The sequence below is a fragment of the Bacteroides sp. OF03-11BH genome (genome assembly GCF_003604005.1).
GTDB lineage: Bacteria > Bacteroidota > Bacteroidia > Bacteroidales > Bacteroidaceae > Bacteroides > Bacteroides ovatus.
Genome location: NZ_QTMW01000078.1, coordinates 1 through 14,753, shown reverse-complemented (window position 1 = coordinate 14,753; position 14,753 = coordinate 1). Strand labels below are relative to the sequence as shown.

The following is a 14,753-nucleotide window of genomic DNA, read 5'->3' as shown; positions in this document are numbered from 1 at the left end:
CCCATTGGCAGAATTAAGTATGCACTAAATTAATTCCGCCAACAGGTTTAGTAACTTCTTACAGGTGAATACTTGAATTCAAATCGTGGAGAAGTGAATAGACAGTATTACCCGACAGAGCAACTATGACAACGTAACGCCTTTACAAAAAAGTCGGTACACGAAACCCATAGACTAATTGTCTTGACCTAAAAGAGATTGGAATTTTCAGGACTGCCTATCACTTAGATAGAAGTCCAAGGTCTGCTGAAATACATAATTCAAAAATTGAAATTGCTTGACTGCAAATTTAGTAACTTTGCTTGACAAATTAACGAGAAAGAAGAGAAAATGAAAACCGACCGCATAACATCACCTATACGCAAGCAGGGCTTTCGTGCTTCGTAGGACAGTTAAGTGGTAAATTTAAAGTTCAGTTCTTCGTAGGAAGTTCAGTGGTTAAAATCCCTGCCTGCGTATAGCTGAGAACCGTTATTTGATGATGAGGGCTATTCATATAAATGTAGGTTAAATTTTTCTGACCATTTCAAACTGTTGTCCTTTTGGGGTAAGTCCTAATGATGACAAGAAACCAGTGACTGATTCACAATCGCAATCAACATTAGTAAATTTGAGTACATCGCTTTGAAAATGACTGACAGCACTTTTAAGCAAGGACTTACCTATTCCTTTACGCCGGTAATCTTTTGCAACTGCGAGGGATGAAATATCGCCTGATGCCGGTTCAAAGATAACAAATCCGACAAGTTCTTCTCTTTCATAAGCTCCCAATATGTCCAAATTGTCGATTCCGCGTTCCAGTGAAGCCCTGTCATTTTGCCATGAAGGATGAAAATCGAACCAGGCCGTTTGGTTAAGGCAGTTTTTTAAATCCGATGGGAGTATGCGACATGCGGTATGGTTTACTTGCAATACAGGAACAATATCGCTCAGTTTGGCAGAGTAGTAGTTGAAATTTCTCTGTGTTTCAAAGCCTAATTTGCGATATATTTTTATTGCTTTGTGATTGTGTTGCAAAACTTCCAGTACATATTGCCGAACTCCTTGTTGATATATCAATTCGAGGCTGAAAGTGAATATTTTTTGGGTTAGGTGTAATCCCCGGAATGAAGGTACGGTTCCCGTCCCTGTGTCATAGGCCGTCAAGATGTTGTTGTACATGCCTGTTCCGTTAAACACAAAAGAAATCAGCCGTCCTTCGAAAAATGCTCCGAAAGATAGTTGTGGATTGTATCCTCGTCGGTCGAGCATGCGTCGCAATTCATCCGCATTCAAAGAGAAATCATAATCTTTGAATGCGGATGAGAATGCCGCATACAAATCTTTGAAAGAAACGGACTCTAAAGAATGAATGATGATTCCCATATCGGACGGTGTTATGTGTTTGGATTTTTATCACTATTCTCTACGGTTAAACCGTGCTGTTTGAGAAAGCTGAGCTTATCCCAATAACCTCTTTGGAAAACGATTTTATCGTTTTGCACATGGAAGAATCCGCATCCTCGCAACCCGAGCGGATCTTTCCATTCCATGATAGCCCATTCTCCATCCTCGAATATATGCTCAACAATACAAACCATTTTTGAGGTTGCAAATTCATTTACAAACATTTTATGGATAGCTGTTTTTCCTATAACCGGGGTGTTTGCGACTTGATGGTTTATGGCATCCTGAGCGTATAAGTTTGCCAAAGCGACTGCATCGGCGGCGTTGAAGCAGTCAATCCATTCTTGTAGTATCTCTTTTGGCGTCATATTTTTCGTATCTTTTATTCTTTAATATTTAATTGTTGCTTTTTCCTCTATAAGTTAGAATTAGACATTTTTTCTAATTCCTTTTGAAATGATCATCAAAAACAAAATTAGTATTTTTTTCTGTTTTACTGATGATTCTGTAGAAATATTCTCGTTCATATTATTGTGTCATAAGGAACGTGTCAAAAAAGCGGTTTCCACATTACAGCTTTATGGTAAAATGAGTTTAACCAACTACATAACGCAATCTGTTGTCGGTACTGTTATCTATTTCCCATTCGTATTCTATTTAGCCCCTTATTGTGGGTATGCAGCAAGTTATCTTATCGAATTCACTCTCTTTGGGAGTCAAATATGGTTGTGCAAATGGTGGCTGACAAAACATAAACAAGGTTAGTTGGAATGTTTTTGGTATAATGTTTATAAACATAAATCAAGAAAGAATAAATAAATTTAATAGAGGCTGCCCAAAAAGAAAGAAATTCTTGCAATCACTCTTCTACAGATACTTGCAGAGGGGATAAGATTTACTTTTAGACCTTTTGGATAGCCCCTATTAATATTTTATATAAAATTCATAATTTTAAATTTTTATCCCTTTCGATCGGTTTTCATCCTTAAACTGAAAACCCGGACGCCCGATAATGATATGATTGGCAATGAAATTGCCAGACGGACTTCGTTTATCCATCGGGCTGCGAATCTGCGGGACATCATCGGTTTGTTGTGGCGATATGCTCCGTACACCTTCCGCATCTGGCTTGATCTCCTGCCCGTTCTTTTCTTTTTCGGTGACTTCCTGCGCGGGCGGCGCAAGCTCCAACTGTATCTTGCGGTCAAGCGCGGCAAGTTCGGACTTCAACTGTTTCAGTTCGTCCTCTTTCTTCCACACCTTGCCCGCTATCTCCTGCAACTGCGGAACCTCCTTTTCCAGCACCTCGTTCTTCGCCTTATACTGGTCGATGATGGACGGAATCCTCTCCAATGCATTCAGGAAATTACGTGCGGCGGCTACCGGGTCAGCCATCGCCAGATGCCCGTTGTTATAGGTGTATTTGTAATTCCCTTCCACCACGAAGCGATTGTCGGTAAATTCCAGCCCCTCTTTGAGTATCCTCTCGCTGACCACCATTATCGGGAAACCGTAAATCTCCCCGACAGGCTTGTACAAACCGCCCGTCGTGGCGTTCTTGGCTATCTCCTGCAAACGCTTTCCAATAACTTTTTCGTCGGTTGAATCCACGCCGTCCACCTTGACAATATTAAGGCGACTACCTTCCTTATCAGTCTGCACAACGGAAAGAAAACGGTTCCAGTCCTCCGTCATGGCTTCGATGACAGCCGTGTTGTTGCGCAGTTCCCCCGTCTTGGCTTCCAGCTTGAACTCCGAATCGCGCTTGCCCTTGTTGAACGACTTGCGTTCCCCTTCAAGCGATGCGATACGCTTCTCCAGTTTCGCCTTGTCCAAAAGGTCGGTATTGCCGGAGAGCAACGCCATGTACTCCGAGAAGTTCATGCCCGATTTCTCGTCCATAGCCCCCTCATCGATGGTACGTGCGCCCATCGCCCCGCTTTTGAGCTGCGAGATGAACGTCTGCTTGCAGTGCAGCAGGTTGAACTTGTAGCTGTCCAACGACTTTTCCACCGCGTAGATGATGACATCCACATTGTTCCCGGCAAAACGCTTGGCAATCTCGTTGCCCGCCCTAACTCCGCGTCCGTCACGCTGTTGCAGGTCGGATGGACGCCACGGCGTATCCAAATGATGGATTGCGACACACCGTTTCTGCGCGTTCACACCCGTTCCGAGCATGGAAGTGGAACCGAACAGCACGCGCACCGTTCCGGCGTTCATGGCGTCTATCACCCCCTTGCGTGCCTTGTCGGTCTTGCACTCCTGAATGAAGCGCACCTCGCTTGCCGGGATGCCGTAGTCCTCCGTCAGCTTCCGCTTTATCTCGCTGTACACGTTCCATCCGTCGCCCGGCTGGTATGTTCCCAGATCCGAGAACACGAACTGCGTGCCTTTCTGCGCGTCGTATTTGTGGTAATACTCCGCAATCGTCTTGGCGCAGTGGGAAGCCTTGTTGTCGGGGTGGTCCTCATAATGCGGGTCTATCATGCGCATGTCGAGAGCCATCTTCCGCGCGTAATCGGTGGCGATAAGCATCTTCGCCTTCTCCTCCGTTTCCGACAGGGGCGGTCTGCCCAGCAGCGTGGCGTCACCCGTCTTGGCGAACTGCATCAGCTGTTTGATGAAATACTCTTGGTCGGGCGTGGGAGGTATGTGATGCAGTATCTCGTTCTTACGCGGACGATCCACACCCACGTCCTCCGCCGTGCGGTAATCGGTAATCTCGTTGTAGAAGGCGGCAAGCTCCGGCACTTTGATGAAATATCGGAAACGCTCCTTCTGAACCACATTGTTCGTCACGTTGAACTCGAAGTCGGTTGTCTTTTTGGCGAAAATTGCCGCCCATGCGTCGAAGCATCGGATATCCTGCCTTTCCAATTCCTTCGGACGCAGATACTTGAAGAGCAGGTACAATTCCGTCAGACTGTTGGAAATGGTTGTGCCGGACAGGAACGTAGCCCCCAAGTCCTTGTCCGTGCGCTCCTGTATAGTTCGTATGGCAAAAAGCATATTCAGGGCTTTCTGGCTTCCTTCCGAGTTTCCCAACCCCGCCACACGGTCATGCCGGGTGTTGAAAGTCAAGTTCTTGAATTGGTGGCTCTCGTCAATGAAGATGTGGTCGATGCCCATCTGCTTGAAGTCCACTACGTCATCCGTGCGGGATTTGATGGCGTGTTCCACTTTCTCCAACTTCGCCACAAGGTTGTGCTTGCGTTTCTCCAATCCTTTCAGCATCGCCCGCGACACGTTCTTGCCCTGCTGCCGCAGCACTTCAAGGTTTTCCTCCACCGTGTCAAGCTCCGCTTGCAGGATGCGCTGTTGCAACTCCGGCGACTGTGGTATCTTGCCGAACTGGTCGTGCGACATGATGACGCAATCGTAGTCGTTGTTCTTGATGTTGTTGAAAAAACGCACGCGGTTGGCAGTCGAGAAATCCTTTTCCGAAGCGTAGAGAATCCTCGCATTAGGATATGCCGCCTGATAAGTGGCTACTATCTCCGCCACGTTCGCCTTCAAGCCGATAATCATCGGCTTGTGCGCCAAGTTCAGACGCTTCATTTCATGCGCTGCAATACACATTATCAGTGTTTTACCTGTTCCAACTTCGTGGTCACAGATCCCGCCTCCGTTCTGTTTTATCATCCAGACGCAATCCTTCTGCGACGGATAAACGCTTTGAATACCCCGGCTTGCCAATCCTTTCAGATTGAGGTCGGGAAACGTCTGGTGCGAACCGTCATACTTCGGTCGCACGAAACAGTTGAACTTGCGGTTGTACATTGTCGTCAGCCGTTCCTTGAACTGCGGCGACTGCTCTTCCAGCCATTCCGAGAACCCGTTACGGATTTCGTCAATCTTGGCGTTGGCGAGCTGTATGCCCTCGCTGTCGCGCACCTTGATGTCATTGCCATGCTCATCCTTGCCGATGGACTTCATCATGTCGGGGCAGGTGTTGTGCAGGGCGTGTTTCAACAGGTGCATACCGTCATAGTTCCGGTAATAGCCCTTCACTAAAAACTCGTCCGTGATTTTCATGGTGCGGTAGCCGCACGCCACCGAATACTCGTCCATGCTTGCGGAGTAGGCGATTTTCACGTCCGTGTCGAAAAGATGGCTCATGTAGGCGGCGTACACGCCCGTCGGAATCCAGCGTTCCCCGAAATTGAAGTCGAGGTCCTCGAAGGCGATGCGCGGCGGCTCGGCTTCTTTCAGAGCCAACAACGCCTGCTTCACTTCCGGCATACGCCCGTTTTCTGGGTTGTCACCCATCCATGCCTTGATGCGCTCCGCCTTCTCTATCACGTTCCCGGCGATGAACCTGTCCTTTATCTCGTAACCGGTTACGAGCGGGTTGTAGAAGATGCGTCCTTTGAGGGCGTCAAGCAATCCCTCTTCCGTGCTGTCGGTTATCTCCCGCATATAGTCGAGATTGACCGTGCCGAACTTGTTGAGCGATGCGGAGAGTGCCTCTTCGGGAGAGCTTACGTTGGCATGGCTCTCCACCGAGAAGGAAACGGGACGCTCGAAGATGTCCGCCTTGACGAACCTGCCGTCTTCCGCACGTTCCAACGAAAGGATGTCGCGCCCGGCGGCATCCATCATCAACAGTTTCACGTTCTGCTTGGCATTGAGGTTGCCGTAGCGCATGACAAACTCATCGTAGCAGGTGTTCAACGCTATGCGTTGTGCAGACCCTTCATCGTGATACTCCGCCTCGTAGCGGTAAAGCCGCTCGTATGAATCACGGAGTGACACATACAACATCGCTTTCTCCTTCTGGTAGCCAGTCAGGTCAAGCGGTTGGAATGTCGCGCCGTAAGGCGTGAGGTCTTTCAAATAACCGAGATTGCGTGAAGCATCCAGTACCATAGAGCCGTCACGATAGTGCGGCTCCAGCATGCCGTTGAACGGACGGGGAGAAAGGTCGAGAGGTTCCTCCTCCGGTTTTTCCGCTTCCATTTCGGGGAAAAGGGAGGTTGCAGCCGTTTCCGTTGCGTGAGCGGCAGGAGTGGCGGCAACTTCCGGCTGCGTTTCGGGTTGCCGTGTTTCCTGCTCCGGTGCGGCTTTCACGTCCGGGACATGCTGCCGTTTCTCCTGATGCTGTGCCGCCAGCCTGCGAAGCTCCTTGCGTCGCTCCGGCGTGAGGTCCATCATCATTTCATAGAAGCCGTTGATGGGCGGGTTGGTATCCCAATCCAAAGTGGCGTAAATATCATCCGGATCGGCTTTGGCTGCGACACTCACCGGCTTTGTTTCTTGGCTGTCCCTGTTCTCCGTCGGTGGTGCGGCAGACGGCTGTGGCGGTGCGGTCGTAACCTTCGGCGTAACCTGCGCCTGCGGTTTGGGAGGCATACGTCTTGCCGGGCTTTCCTTTTTCGCCGTCTTTTTCTTCTTGGAGGGTGCTTCCTGCTTGCGTACCTCCTCGGTCATGCCCCAGAGGTCGAGCAGGGAGAGCTGCACGCCCTCCGAATAATCGGGACGGTGCGGCTCTATCTCCGGCTTTTCTTCCTCCGGCTGCGGTGTTACCGCTTCGGGCTTGGCTGCCATTTCATTACGTGGCTGTATCTCAGGAGTGACAACTGGTATGGAAATGGTTTCCGTAACCGTGCTTTTCCCCTGTGCCGGATGCAGGCTGTACATTTCATACAGTTCTTTGTCAAACTGATGCAACTCGATTTTCAGATGTTCCCGCAAGTCCTCCGCCATTTGCCCGATGCCGCCCCGGTGCAGGAGTTGATAGGCAGGTTTCCCGTAAGGGTCTGTGCCTCTGATTAAATCCGTATTGGAAAGAGAGCTGATGCTCCATACATACCCGTTCACCGAAGTGCCGATGGGCGTCTGTTCGGTCTGCATGAAAAGTTTCTCGTTGTAGTACAGTTCCCCGTTCTTTCCGCTGTTCTTTTGCAGGATAATCAGGTCGCTGCCCACCTCCGTACCCGCGTTGTCCGTGAAGAGATTGTTCGGCAGGCGTGCGACACCCACCAGATTGGCATTACGCATCATATACTCGCGTATGGGTGCGTTGGACGGTGCGTCCAGCACCCCCTGCGAGGTGATGAACGCCACGATGCCGCCCTCACGCACAGCGTCAAGGCTTTTCAGGAAGAAGTAGTTGTGTATTGCCTTCGGTGCGGAACGCCTTGCCGGGTCTTGGCTTCCTGTAAACTCCGGGTCGAACACAGCCACGTCGCCGAACGGGATGTTCGAGATGGCAAGGTCGAAATAATCCGTGAAGGGCTTCTCTATCTTCTCGAATCCCTGCACCCTTACCTTTTGGTCGGGATGCAGGTGTCCCAATATCTTGCCCGTCATCAGGTCTTTCTCGAAAGCCATGATGTCCGCGTCCGGCTTGTTTTCCAGCACGGCATCCACGAATGCGCCCACGCCCGCCGACGGCTCCAACACACGGTCGGGACGTATGCCGTGTTCATGCAGAGCCTCCGCAATCGTGCCGGTTATCTCCGGCGGTGTGTAGAATGCGGTCAGCACGGACTGCTTCATGGCATCCGCGTACCGCTTGTACTCCGTATCGTCCTTGCTGTTTTCACGCACCAGCCTGTGCAGTTCCACCGTAGGGGCAAACAGTTCGAGGTCCGATTTCGCCCAATGCACGGCATCCGTCAGTTCCTTTGCCGGGTTCAGTATGCACTTCAACCCGCCGAAACCGCAATACTTCCGAAGTATGGCTTGTTCCTCGGCGGTTGCCGTCCTCCGTTCCCTGTCAAGGATGAATGCCGTCCGTATCGCCTCGATGTTGTCCCGCAGCCGTTGTTTGCGGTTAAACGCCATATTCCCCGATATAAAGGACGACGGCTCCCGTCAGCTCCGTGTAGAGCAGGTCGTATTCGGGCGACAGGGCGAAGTTGTCGTCCGAAAGATCATAGGCGGAGAATACGTTGCCGACAGGCGGCAGCAGCTTTCGGATGAAGGCTTCGCGTTTCTTTTCCGGCACTTCGTCGGCAAACTCGTTTTCCACGACTTCGCGGAGGATGGCGTACTTGGAATAGCGAAGACCACGCAGGAGCGTGTCCATCGCCAACTCCTGCGCCCCCTCGGACGGATAGCCTTCGAGCCGCGCACGCTCATACGTTTCGGCGGCACGGTCGGCACGTTCCCGGATGAAGGCATCGTCGGAAGCCTGTTCAAACCTGTTCGTGCGGAGATAGTCCAGCAGGTACAGACCGTAATAGGAAAAGTCGGTCTGACCTTCGTTTTTCTTCTTGTTGTTCATTACTTTGGAATTTAGTGGGTTGATAATGATGGGGATAATCGTCTGAAAAGGAGAATGAAAAGGCACTCGGTATCCCTCCGAGTGCCACCACTAAATCCAAAGTATGAGTGTAATCCGGTATCGAAGAACAATTCATTACTCTGAACAAGTGGCAAAGTTAATACTATTTCTTCCGTCCTGAAAATTTCCTGCTCGTTTTCCTTTCGGGGAACACGAAAGTCGTGTTATAGTCCCCGTCAAAGGCGACTATGGCGTCGAAGCTCTTGCCCTGCTTGCTCTTGAAGCCTTTGAGCGGCTTCGTATGCCCATCGGTGAGCAGCTCTTTGATCTCGTCATCGGAAAGGGTGCGGTTCGCCTTCAGGCGGAACACGGGTAGCCCGCAGTCCGCGTTGTCGCAGCGGACGACCTTGCCGTAGAACTGCATACTGCCCGTTCCGCACTTGGGACACTTGCAGCCGGAATCCCTGCGGGCGAACAGCTTGTCGCACGAGAGCAGTTCGGAGGTAATCTCCTTTGTGTACGCCTCTATCTCCTTGCAGAAGGTGTCGGCGGGCAGCTCCCCGCGCTCGATGCGTGCCAGATTCTTCTCCCATTCGCCCGTCATGGCGACGTCGGCGATGCGCATCGTCTTCACGACAGAGTAAAGGGCAAGCCCTTTTTCTGTCGGCACAAGCGATTTCTTGCAGCGTTCCATGTAGCCGCGCTTGAAGAGCGTTTCGATGATGGCGGCACGGGTGGCGGGCGTGCCGATGCCGCAGTCCTTCAAAGCCTGACGGAGTGCGTCGTCCTCTATGTCCTTGCCCGCCGTTTCCATAGCCGAGAGCAAGGTTGCTTCGGTATGCAACGGCTTGGGTTTGGTCTTTCCCTCCGTGATGGAACAGCCTTTCAACGTCAGCGTGTCGCCTTCCCGCCAGCCGGGGATGGCGGTTTCTTCCTTGTCCTCCTCACCATATACGGCACGCCATCCGGCTTGCCTGATGACGCTGCCTTTCACCGTGAACTCCACTCCGGCACACTCCGCCGTGACGGTAGCGGTGTCCTTGACGCATTTCTCGGAGAACGCCTCGATCATGCGCCCGGCAACCATCTGATAGACGGTGTTGTCTTCTTTGGAGAGGAACAGCGGTTTCTCTCCCGTGACGAGCAGGGCGTGGTGGTCCGTCACCTTGCTACCGTCCACGCTTCTGCGTGTCGGGACGGCTTTCGGCTGCACCTTGCCTTTCCATTCGGGCAAAGCCCCGATGAAGGCGAGCAGCTTGGGGATTTCGGCGAACACGTCTTCGGGGATGTAGCGGCTTCCGGTTCTCGGATAGGTGATGAGCTTCTTCTCGTAGAGCTTCTGCGCGATTTCAAGCGTCTGTTCCGCCGTGAAGCCGTGCTTGGTGTTGGCTTCCTTCTGGAGCGTGGTCAGGTCGTACAGGAGCGGTGTTTCCTCCGTCTTCTCCTTGCGTTCGGCTTTCGTGACGGTGGCTGTGCCTGCCGACTTCACCTTATTATACAGTTCCGTCGCGGGCTCTTTCTCTTTCCATTTTTCGGAAGAGGAAAACTTCACAGTTCCTTCGTCGCAGCCGTCCGTTGCGATATGGAGCTGCCAGAAGGCTTCGGGCGTGAAGCGGCGGTTCTCCCAGTAGCGTGCGCACACCATCGCCAATGTAGGTGTCTGCACCCGCCCGACGGAGTAAGTGCCGTGTCCGGCGGCGATGGAGAGTGCCTGCGTGCCGTTGATGCCCACGAGCCAGTCCGATTCGCTCCGCGCTTTGGCGGCAAGATAGAGGTCGTCGTATTTGCCGCCCGCTTCAAGGTTGCGCAGTCCCTCGCGGATAGCCTTGTCGGTAAGCGAGCTTATCCAGAGGCGGACGAACGGGGTGGCGCATCCGGTGTAATGGTAGAGGTAGCGGAAAATAAGCTCACCCTCGCGTCCGGCATCGGTCGCCACGATGATCTGTTCACTTTCCTTGAATAGCCGGGTGACGGTCTTGATCTGCGTCACCACGCCGCTGTCGGGCTTGTAGCCCTTCTCCGTCTTTACCTGACGGGGGACGAGCGTGAAGGTGTCGGGGATGACGGGCAGGTTGTCACGGACGAAGCCGCGTATGCCGTAGCCGTCGGGCATGGCAAGCTGTACGAGATGTCCGAACGCCCAAGTCACGGCGTAGCCGCCTCCCTCGAAATATCCTTCCTCTCTCTTTGTCGCGCCCACGATACGGGCGATCTCACGTGCCACAGACGGCTTTTCTGCAATGATTGTCTTCATATTCTTCTGTCGTTTTGAATTTTACAAATGTTACTTCGGATTTAGTGGCGGACACCGGATTACATCTTCATGCCCTTATTGTTTCTTTTTTGCGGCTTCTCCTGCTGCTGTTGCTGCGCGGTGTCCTTCGGGGCGGTCTGTCCCTTCCGCAACGGCTCCTTCAGGTTCTTGGTAGCCTCGTTGGTCTTGCCCTCGCTGTTCACCGCCACCTGCGTGCGGCTCTCGTTGGAAGGCGCGACCTTCTGCGCGTTGTCGGGGTTGGTGTCGTAGCGGTACGGGCGTCCCTTCTCCGGGTTGAACTTGATGTACATCGTGGCGTGGAAGCCCTGCTTGTCGGTCACGTTCTCCAGTTTCACGGCTTTGCCCGCCACGTAGTCGGCTTTCTGCTGCTCGGTGAAGTCCACGCCGCTCCATTTGCTGATGGGGCGGATGCTGCCGTCGGCGTTCGTCCACGTGTTGCGGCGTTGCTCCTTGTTCGTGTTGGCTGTGTTTTCCGTACCTTGCGCCTGTTTCTCCTTATTTTCCTGTGTCTGGACGGCACGGGGCGACCTGCCGGTTCCCGGCACGAACTCCACGCCGCGCTGCTCCACGTTCACTTGCAGGGTGGTGACGAACTTCCTGCCGTCCTTGCGTTCGATGAGTTTGTCACGCACGGGCAGACCGGCACGCAGCATGTCCTGCTCCTGCTTGGTGATTTCCGTCTTGCCGATGCGTTCCGGTATGCGCACCTTGCTGGCCGAGACATCCGTGATTTCGTTCGTCTTGCGGTCGATGCTGACGAACGAGGGGATGATCTCGCCCGTTTCCCTGTCCACGAGGTCCACGACCCTGCCGAGGTTGCCCGTTTCGCGCAGGTTCTTCCGGTCATCGTCGGAGAACTTGTGTTCCTTGTAGTCGTCGAGCTTCTGCTCCTTGCGGATGAAGTGCGGCACAAGGCTGACGTTGCCCTCGCCGTCCTTCTTGAAGGAGAGGCGGGCGTCCAGTTCGAAAGCCTCTCCGCCGAAATTGGGCGACACCCTCACCAAGTCGGACTTGCCGTAGTTGAGCATCCTGTTAAGGTCGCCCGACTTTTCAAGGTCGTCGCGCTTCACGCCCCATTTCTCCTCCAACTTCTGCCAGTTGATCTTGCTCTCGTCGATGGGCTGGTAGCCCCGGTTGCCCTGCGTCTGCTGAGGACTTTCCTGATTCTGTTCGTTTTTCTGTTCCATTTCTTCCTGTTTTTTAGGTTCGTCATCTTGTTTCTGTTCCGGTTGTTCCTGTTTTTCGGCGGACTGCTCCTCCTGTACTTTCTTTTCGTAGCCGGAGGTGTCCACCTTGTGGGGCGCAAGCATCTCCTTGTTGCCGTCGGGATCTTTCAGCAAGTCCTTGATAACCTCCAGCAGTTTGTCGGCTTGGTCCGCCGCGACACGGTAGAAACCGAAGCGGCTGGGTTCCCTGCACTGCCGGAAGAAGTTCCTGAAGAAGTTGTCCAGCACGTCGCCGTGCCGGTCGAATTGCAGGAAACTCTGCGCGTTCTCCGCTTTCGCGGGGATACGCTTGGGGGAGCCGTCGGCGTTCAGCCCGGCTACCACGCTGATTTCGCCCGTCTTCTCGTCACGGACAACCAGCACGTCCTTTTCGTCTTTTTTCTTTGCCATCTGAAAAATGTTTTAATGGTTATTTTTGAAAGAAATTATGGATACGAGCCTTGTAGAAGGCTATGTCTTCCTTGCGGAAATCCTTTACATGTTCGGAGAGGAACGTCAGCACGTCCGCCTCGCTGTAATAGGTCTTTTTGCCGAGCGTCTTGTAGGGCAGCGCGCCGATGCTGCGGTAGCGTTGCAGGGTGCGCTTGCTGATCTGGAGCAGTATGCACAGGTCTTGGTTGTCGAAAAGCCTGATCCCGTCCATCGGGTTCGGGGCTTTGCCGGACGGCTGCATGGAGAGCAGCATCTCGTCCTGACGGTCGAGCCGTTCCATCACCTTCTGCATCCAGTTCTCGAAATTGTTGCGGGTAAGCAGTTCCATGTCTTACGTCCTCCTTCCTTTGGGTCTGCCGCCCGTGCGCAGCGTGTGGTTGCGTTTCAACTGTTCCGGTGTCGCGGCTTCGCCCGTAACGGTGCTGTCTTCGAGCAGGCGGTCGATTTCCGACTGCCGGTAGCGGCACTTGCCGCGCAGCACGACATAGGCGATGCGCTGTTCGCTGCGCATGCGCTGGAGGGTGCGGCAACTCACGTTCAGCAGGTGCGCCGCCTCGCGGGTGGTGAGCAACCTGTCGGGAGCTTCTTCCTTCCTACCGCCGGAAACGGCACGCACGTGTGCCGCTATCTCGGCTATCTGTTCCGTCAATGCGGTGAAGGCGGAACTTTCCATCGTTATCACTTTCATATTCAGTTCTTTCTTTTGGTTTATTTGCATGAACATAGGCTGCGCCTCGGCATACCGTTCAAGCGGGCTTGACGTTCTGCGCTCGGCTTGCGCTATGTTTCTGCGACAAAATTCGGCAATAAACCAAATGGGCTTTAACAGCTCACTACGTGGCTCACGTAAGATTTTTACGGATAATGGCTCCGTAACCCGGACAGACGGCGCAACAAGCTGCCTTTTAGCGGGAAACGGTACGTGTTCAAGGCGGCTTCGTTACCTTTGCGGCAAACTCTGAAATGTTTTGCTTATGGAAATAGTATCTATCGAGAAAAAGACCTTCGAGATGATGGTGGCGTCCTTCAACGCCCTCGCGGAGAAGGTAGCCGCCCTGAGGCGCAGGAGCGACGGCGGGCGGATGGAAAGGTGGCTCACGGGCGAGGAGGTCTGCGGGCAGTTGAGGATCAGCCCGCGCACGTTGCAGACTTTGCGTGACAGGCGGCTTATCGGCTACTCGCAGATAAACCGCAGGTTCTATTACAAGCCGGAGGAGGTCAAAAGGCTCATTCCGCTTGTCGGCACGCTCTATCCCGGCGGAAAATGATTTGATTTTTATTATTCACAACCCACTGAATCCGAAGTTATGATGAACGAGAACAATGAAGTGTTTACGATGGAGGACGAGCCGCTTGCCACCGTCGTGCAGAACATGCGCAAAGGCTCGAAATGGCTCTCCGCCTTTCTGGAAAGTTACCGCCCGCCGTTGGACGGGGAGCGTTACCTGACGGACAGGGAGGTGGCGGAACTGCTCCGTGTCAGCCGCCGCACCTTGCAGGAGTACCGCAACAACAGGGTGCTGCCCTTTATACTTTTGGGAGGGAAGGTGCTTTACCCCGAATCGGGGTTGCGTGAACTATTGGAGGCGAACTACCGCAAGCCGATGGAATAAGGCGGCTGCATGAAAAAAGGAAACGGGCAACTCCATACGGGCTGTCCGTTTCCTTTTTCTTTTTTCTTTTTATGCGTGTTTAGCAATACCCGGCTTTTCCGTTCTGTATGAACATCACGTATGCCTGCCGCTTTTCCTTCGAGAGTGCCTTGCCCACCAGCCACGTGCGGAACACGTGTGCATGGTAGGTGTTCAGCCGGAAGGCGATGGGGATGATGATTTCCAGCGAATACACGTCGGCTGAAAGCCCGTTTTCAAGCCGCATGTAGCGACACACCTCGTAGTCGTTCAGCACGTCCGGCTTGCGGACGGCTCTGATGGCGGCGTTCACTGCCGGGACGCCCGTGTGGAACAGTCCGGCGATTTCTGTGGAGGTCATCCATATCTCGTTACCGGTTACGCTGACCGCCTTGTCCTCTATGATGATTATGTCACGTTTCATGGCTTTTCTTTTTAGATGGTGCAACCTGCAAATTCCTCGATGCCGTTCAACCTTGCGGCAAGGTTCTCCATGTCTTGGTTGAGCTTTTCTTTGGTGATTTGTAGGCTCGGCAAACAACGCCTTTCCGCTTTACAGCGGTAGGTTT

General features: G+C 52.9%; 11 protein-coding genes and 1 pseudogene. 3 read left to right on the top strand and 9 right to left on the bottom strand.

The features are described 5' to 3' along the window. Positions 1–507 precede the first annotated feature (507 nt). Together DXA54_RS26820 and DXA54_RS26815 are read right to left on the bottom strand one after the other, a co-directional pair. Positions 508–1,365 (bottom strand): GNAT family N-acetyltransferase, encoded by an 858-nt coding sequence (locus DXA54_RS26820; RefSeq protein WP_007366527.1) that lies wholly within the window; start codon positions 1,363–1,365, stop codon positions 508–510. 11 nt (positions 1,366–1,376) lie between these two features. Further along, complete coding sequence (locus DXA54_RS26815) at positions 1,377–1,754, bottom strand: nuclear transport factor 2 family protein (RefSeq protein ID WP_007366528.1); 378 nt, start codon at positions 1,752–1,754, stop codon at positions 1,377–1,379. 118 nt (positions 1,755–1,872) lie between these two features. Between DXA54_RS26815 and DXA54_RS26810 the strand changes: the two are divergent. Continuing rightward, positions 1,873–2,151 (top strand): annotated as a pseudogene (locus tag DXA54_RS26810) (DUF418 domain-containing protein); the annotation flags it as partial. A 186-nt stretch (positions 2,152–2,337) separates the two neighbouring features. Here DXA54_RS26810 and DXA54_RS26805 read toward each other — a convergent pair. From DXA54_RS26805 to DXA54_RS26780, 6 genes are all read right to left on the bottom strand, one after another. Then, a complete protein-coding gene (locus tag DXA54_RS26805) occupies positions 2,338–8,178 on the bottom strand; it encodes an N-6 DNA methylase (protein WP_008655861.1) in 5,841 nt (1,946 codons plus the stop codon). Continuing rightward, a complete protein-coding gene (locus DXA54_RS26800; protein ID WP_008645575.1) occupies positions 8,168–8,620 on the bottom strand; it encodes a DUF1896 domain-containing protein in 453 nt (150 codons plus the stop codon). Before DXA54_RS26800 ends, DXA54_RS26805 begins: the two co-directional genes overlap by 11 nt. Positions 8,621–8,783: 163 nt before the next feature. Further along, positions 8,784–10,874 (bottom strand): type IA DNA topoisomerase, encoded by a 2,091-nt coding sequence (locus DXA54_RS26795; protein WP_008645574.1) that lies wholly within the window; start codon positions 10,872–10,874, stop codon positions 8,784–8,786. A 59-nt stretch (positions 10,875–10,933) separates the two neighbouring features. Next, positions 10,934–12,511, bottom strand: coding sequence for a DUF4099 domain-containing protein (locus DXA54_RS26790; protein WP_008645573.1), 1,578 nt, complete (start codon positions 12,509–12,511; stop codon positions 10,934–10,936). Positions 12,512–12,530: 19 nt separating this feature from the next. Continuing rightward, positions 12,531–12,881, bottom strand: a complete 351-nt coding sequence (locus tag DXA54_RS26785; RefSeq protein WP_008655857.1) for a helix-turn-helix domain-containing protein — start codon at positions 12,879–12,881, stop codon at positions 12,531–12,533. A gap of 3 nt (positions 12,882–12,884) precedes the next feature. Continuing rightward, positions 12,885–13,277, bottom strand: coding sequence for a helix-turn-helix domain-containing protein (locus DXA54_RS26780; protein ID WP_008655856.1), 393 nt, complete (start codon positions 13,275–13,277; stop codon positions 12,885–12,887). 250 nt (positions 13,278–13,527) lie between these two features. Here DXA54_RS26780 and DXA54_RS26775 point away from each other — a divergent pair, with 250 nt between their 5' ends. Further along, on the top strand, positions 13,528–13,821 hold the full coding sequence (locus tag DXA54_RS26775; RefSeq protein WP_032535412.1) for a helix-turn-helix domain-containing protein: 294 nt from the start codon (positions 13,528–13,530) through the stop codon (positions 13,819–13,821). Positions 13,822–13,860: 39 nt separating this feature from the next. Continuing rightward, positions 13,861–14,166, top strand: a complete 306-nt coding sequence (locus tag DXA54_RS26770; protein ID WP_008645571.1) for a helix-turn-helix domain-containing protein — start codon at positions 13,861–13,863, stop codon at positions 14,164–14,166. A 79-nt stretch (positions 14,167–14,245) separates the two neighbouring features. On the opposite strand, the gene DXA54_RS26765 is transcribed toward DXA54_RS26770, so the two are convergent. Then, entirely contained in the window at positions 14,246–14,608 is a 363-nt protein-coding gene (locus DXA54_RS26765) for a hypothetical protein (RefSeq protein WP_008645570.1), read from the bottom strand. Positions 14,609–14,753 lie beyond the last annotated feature (145 nt).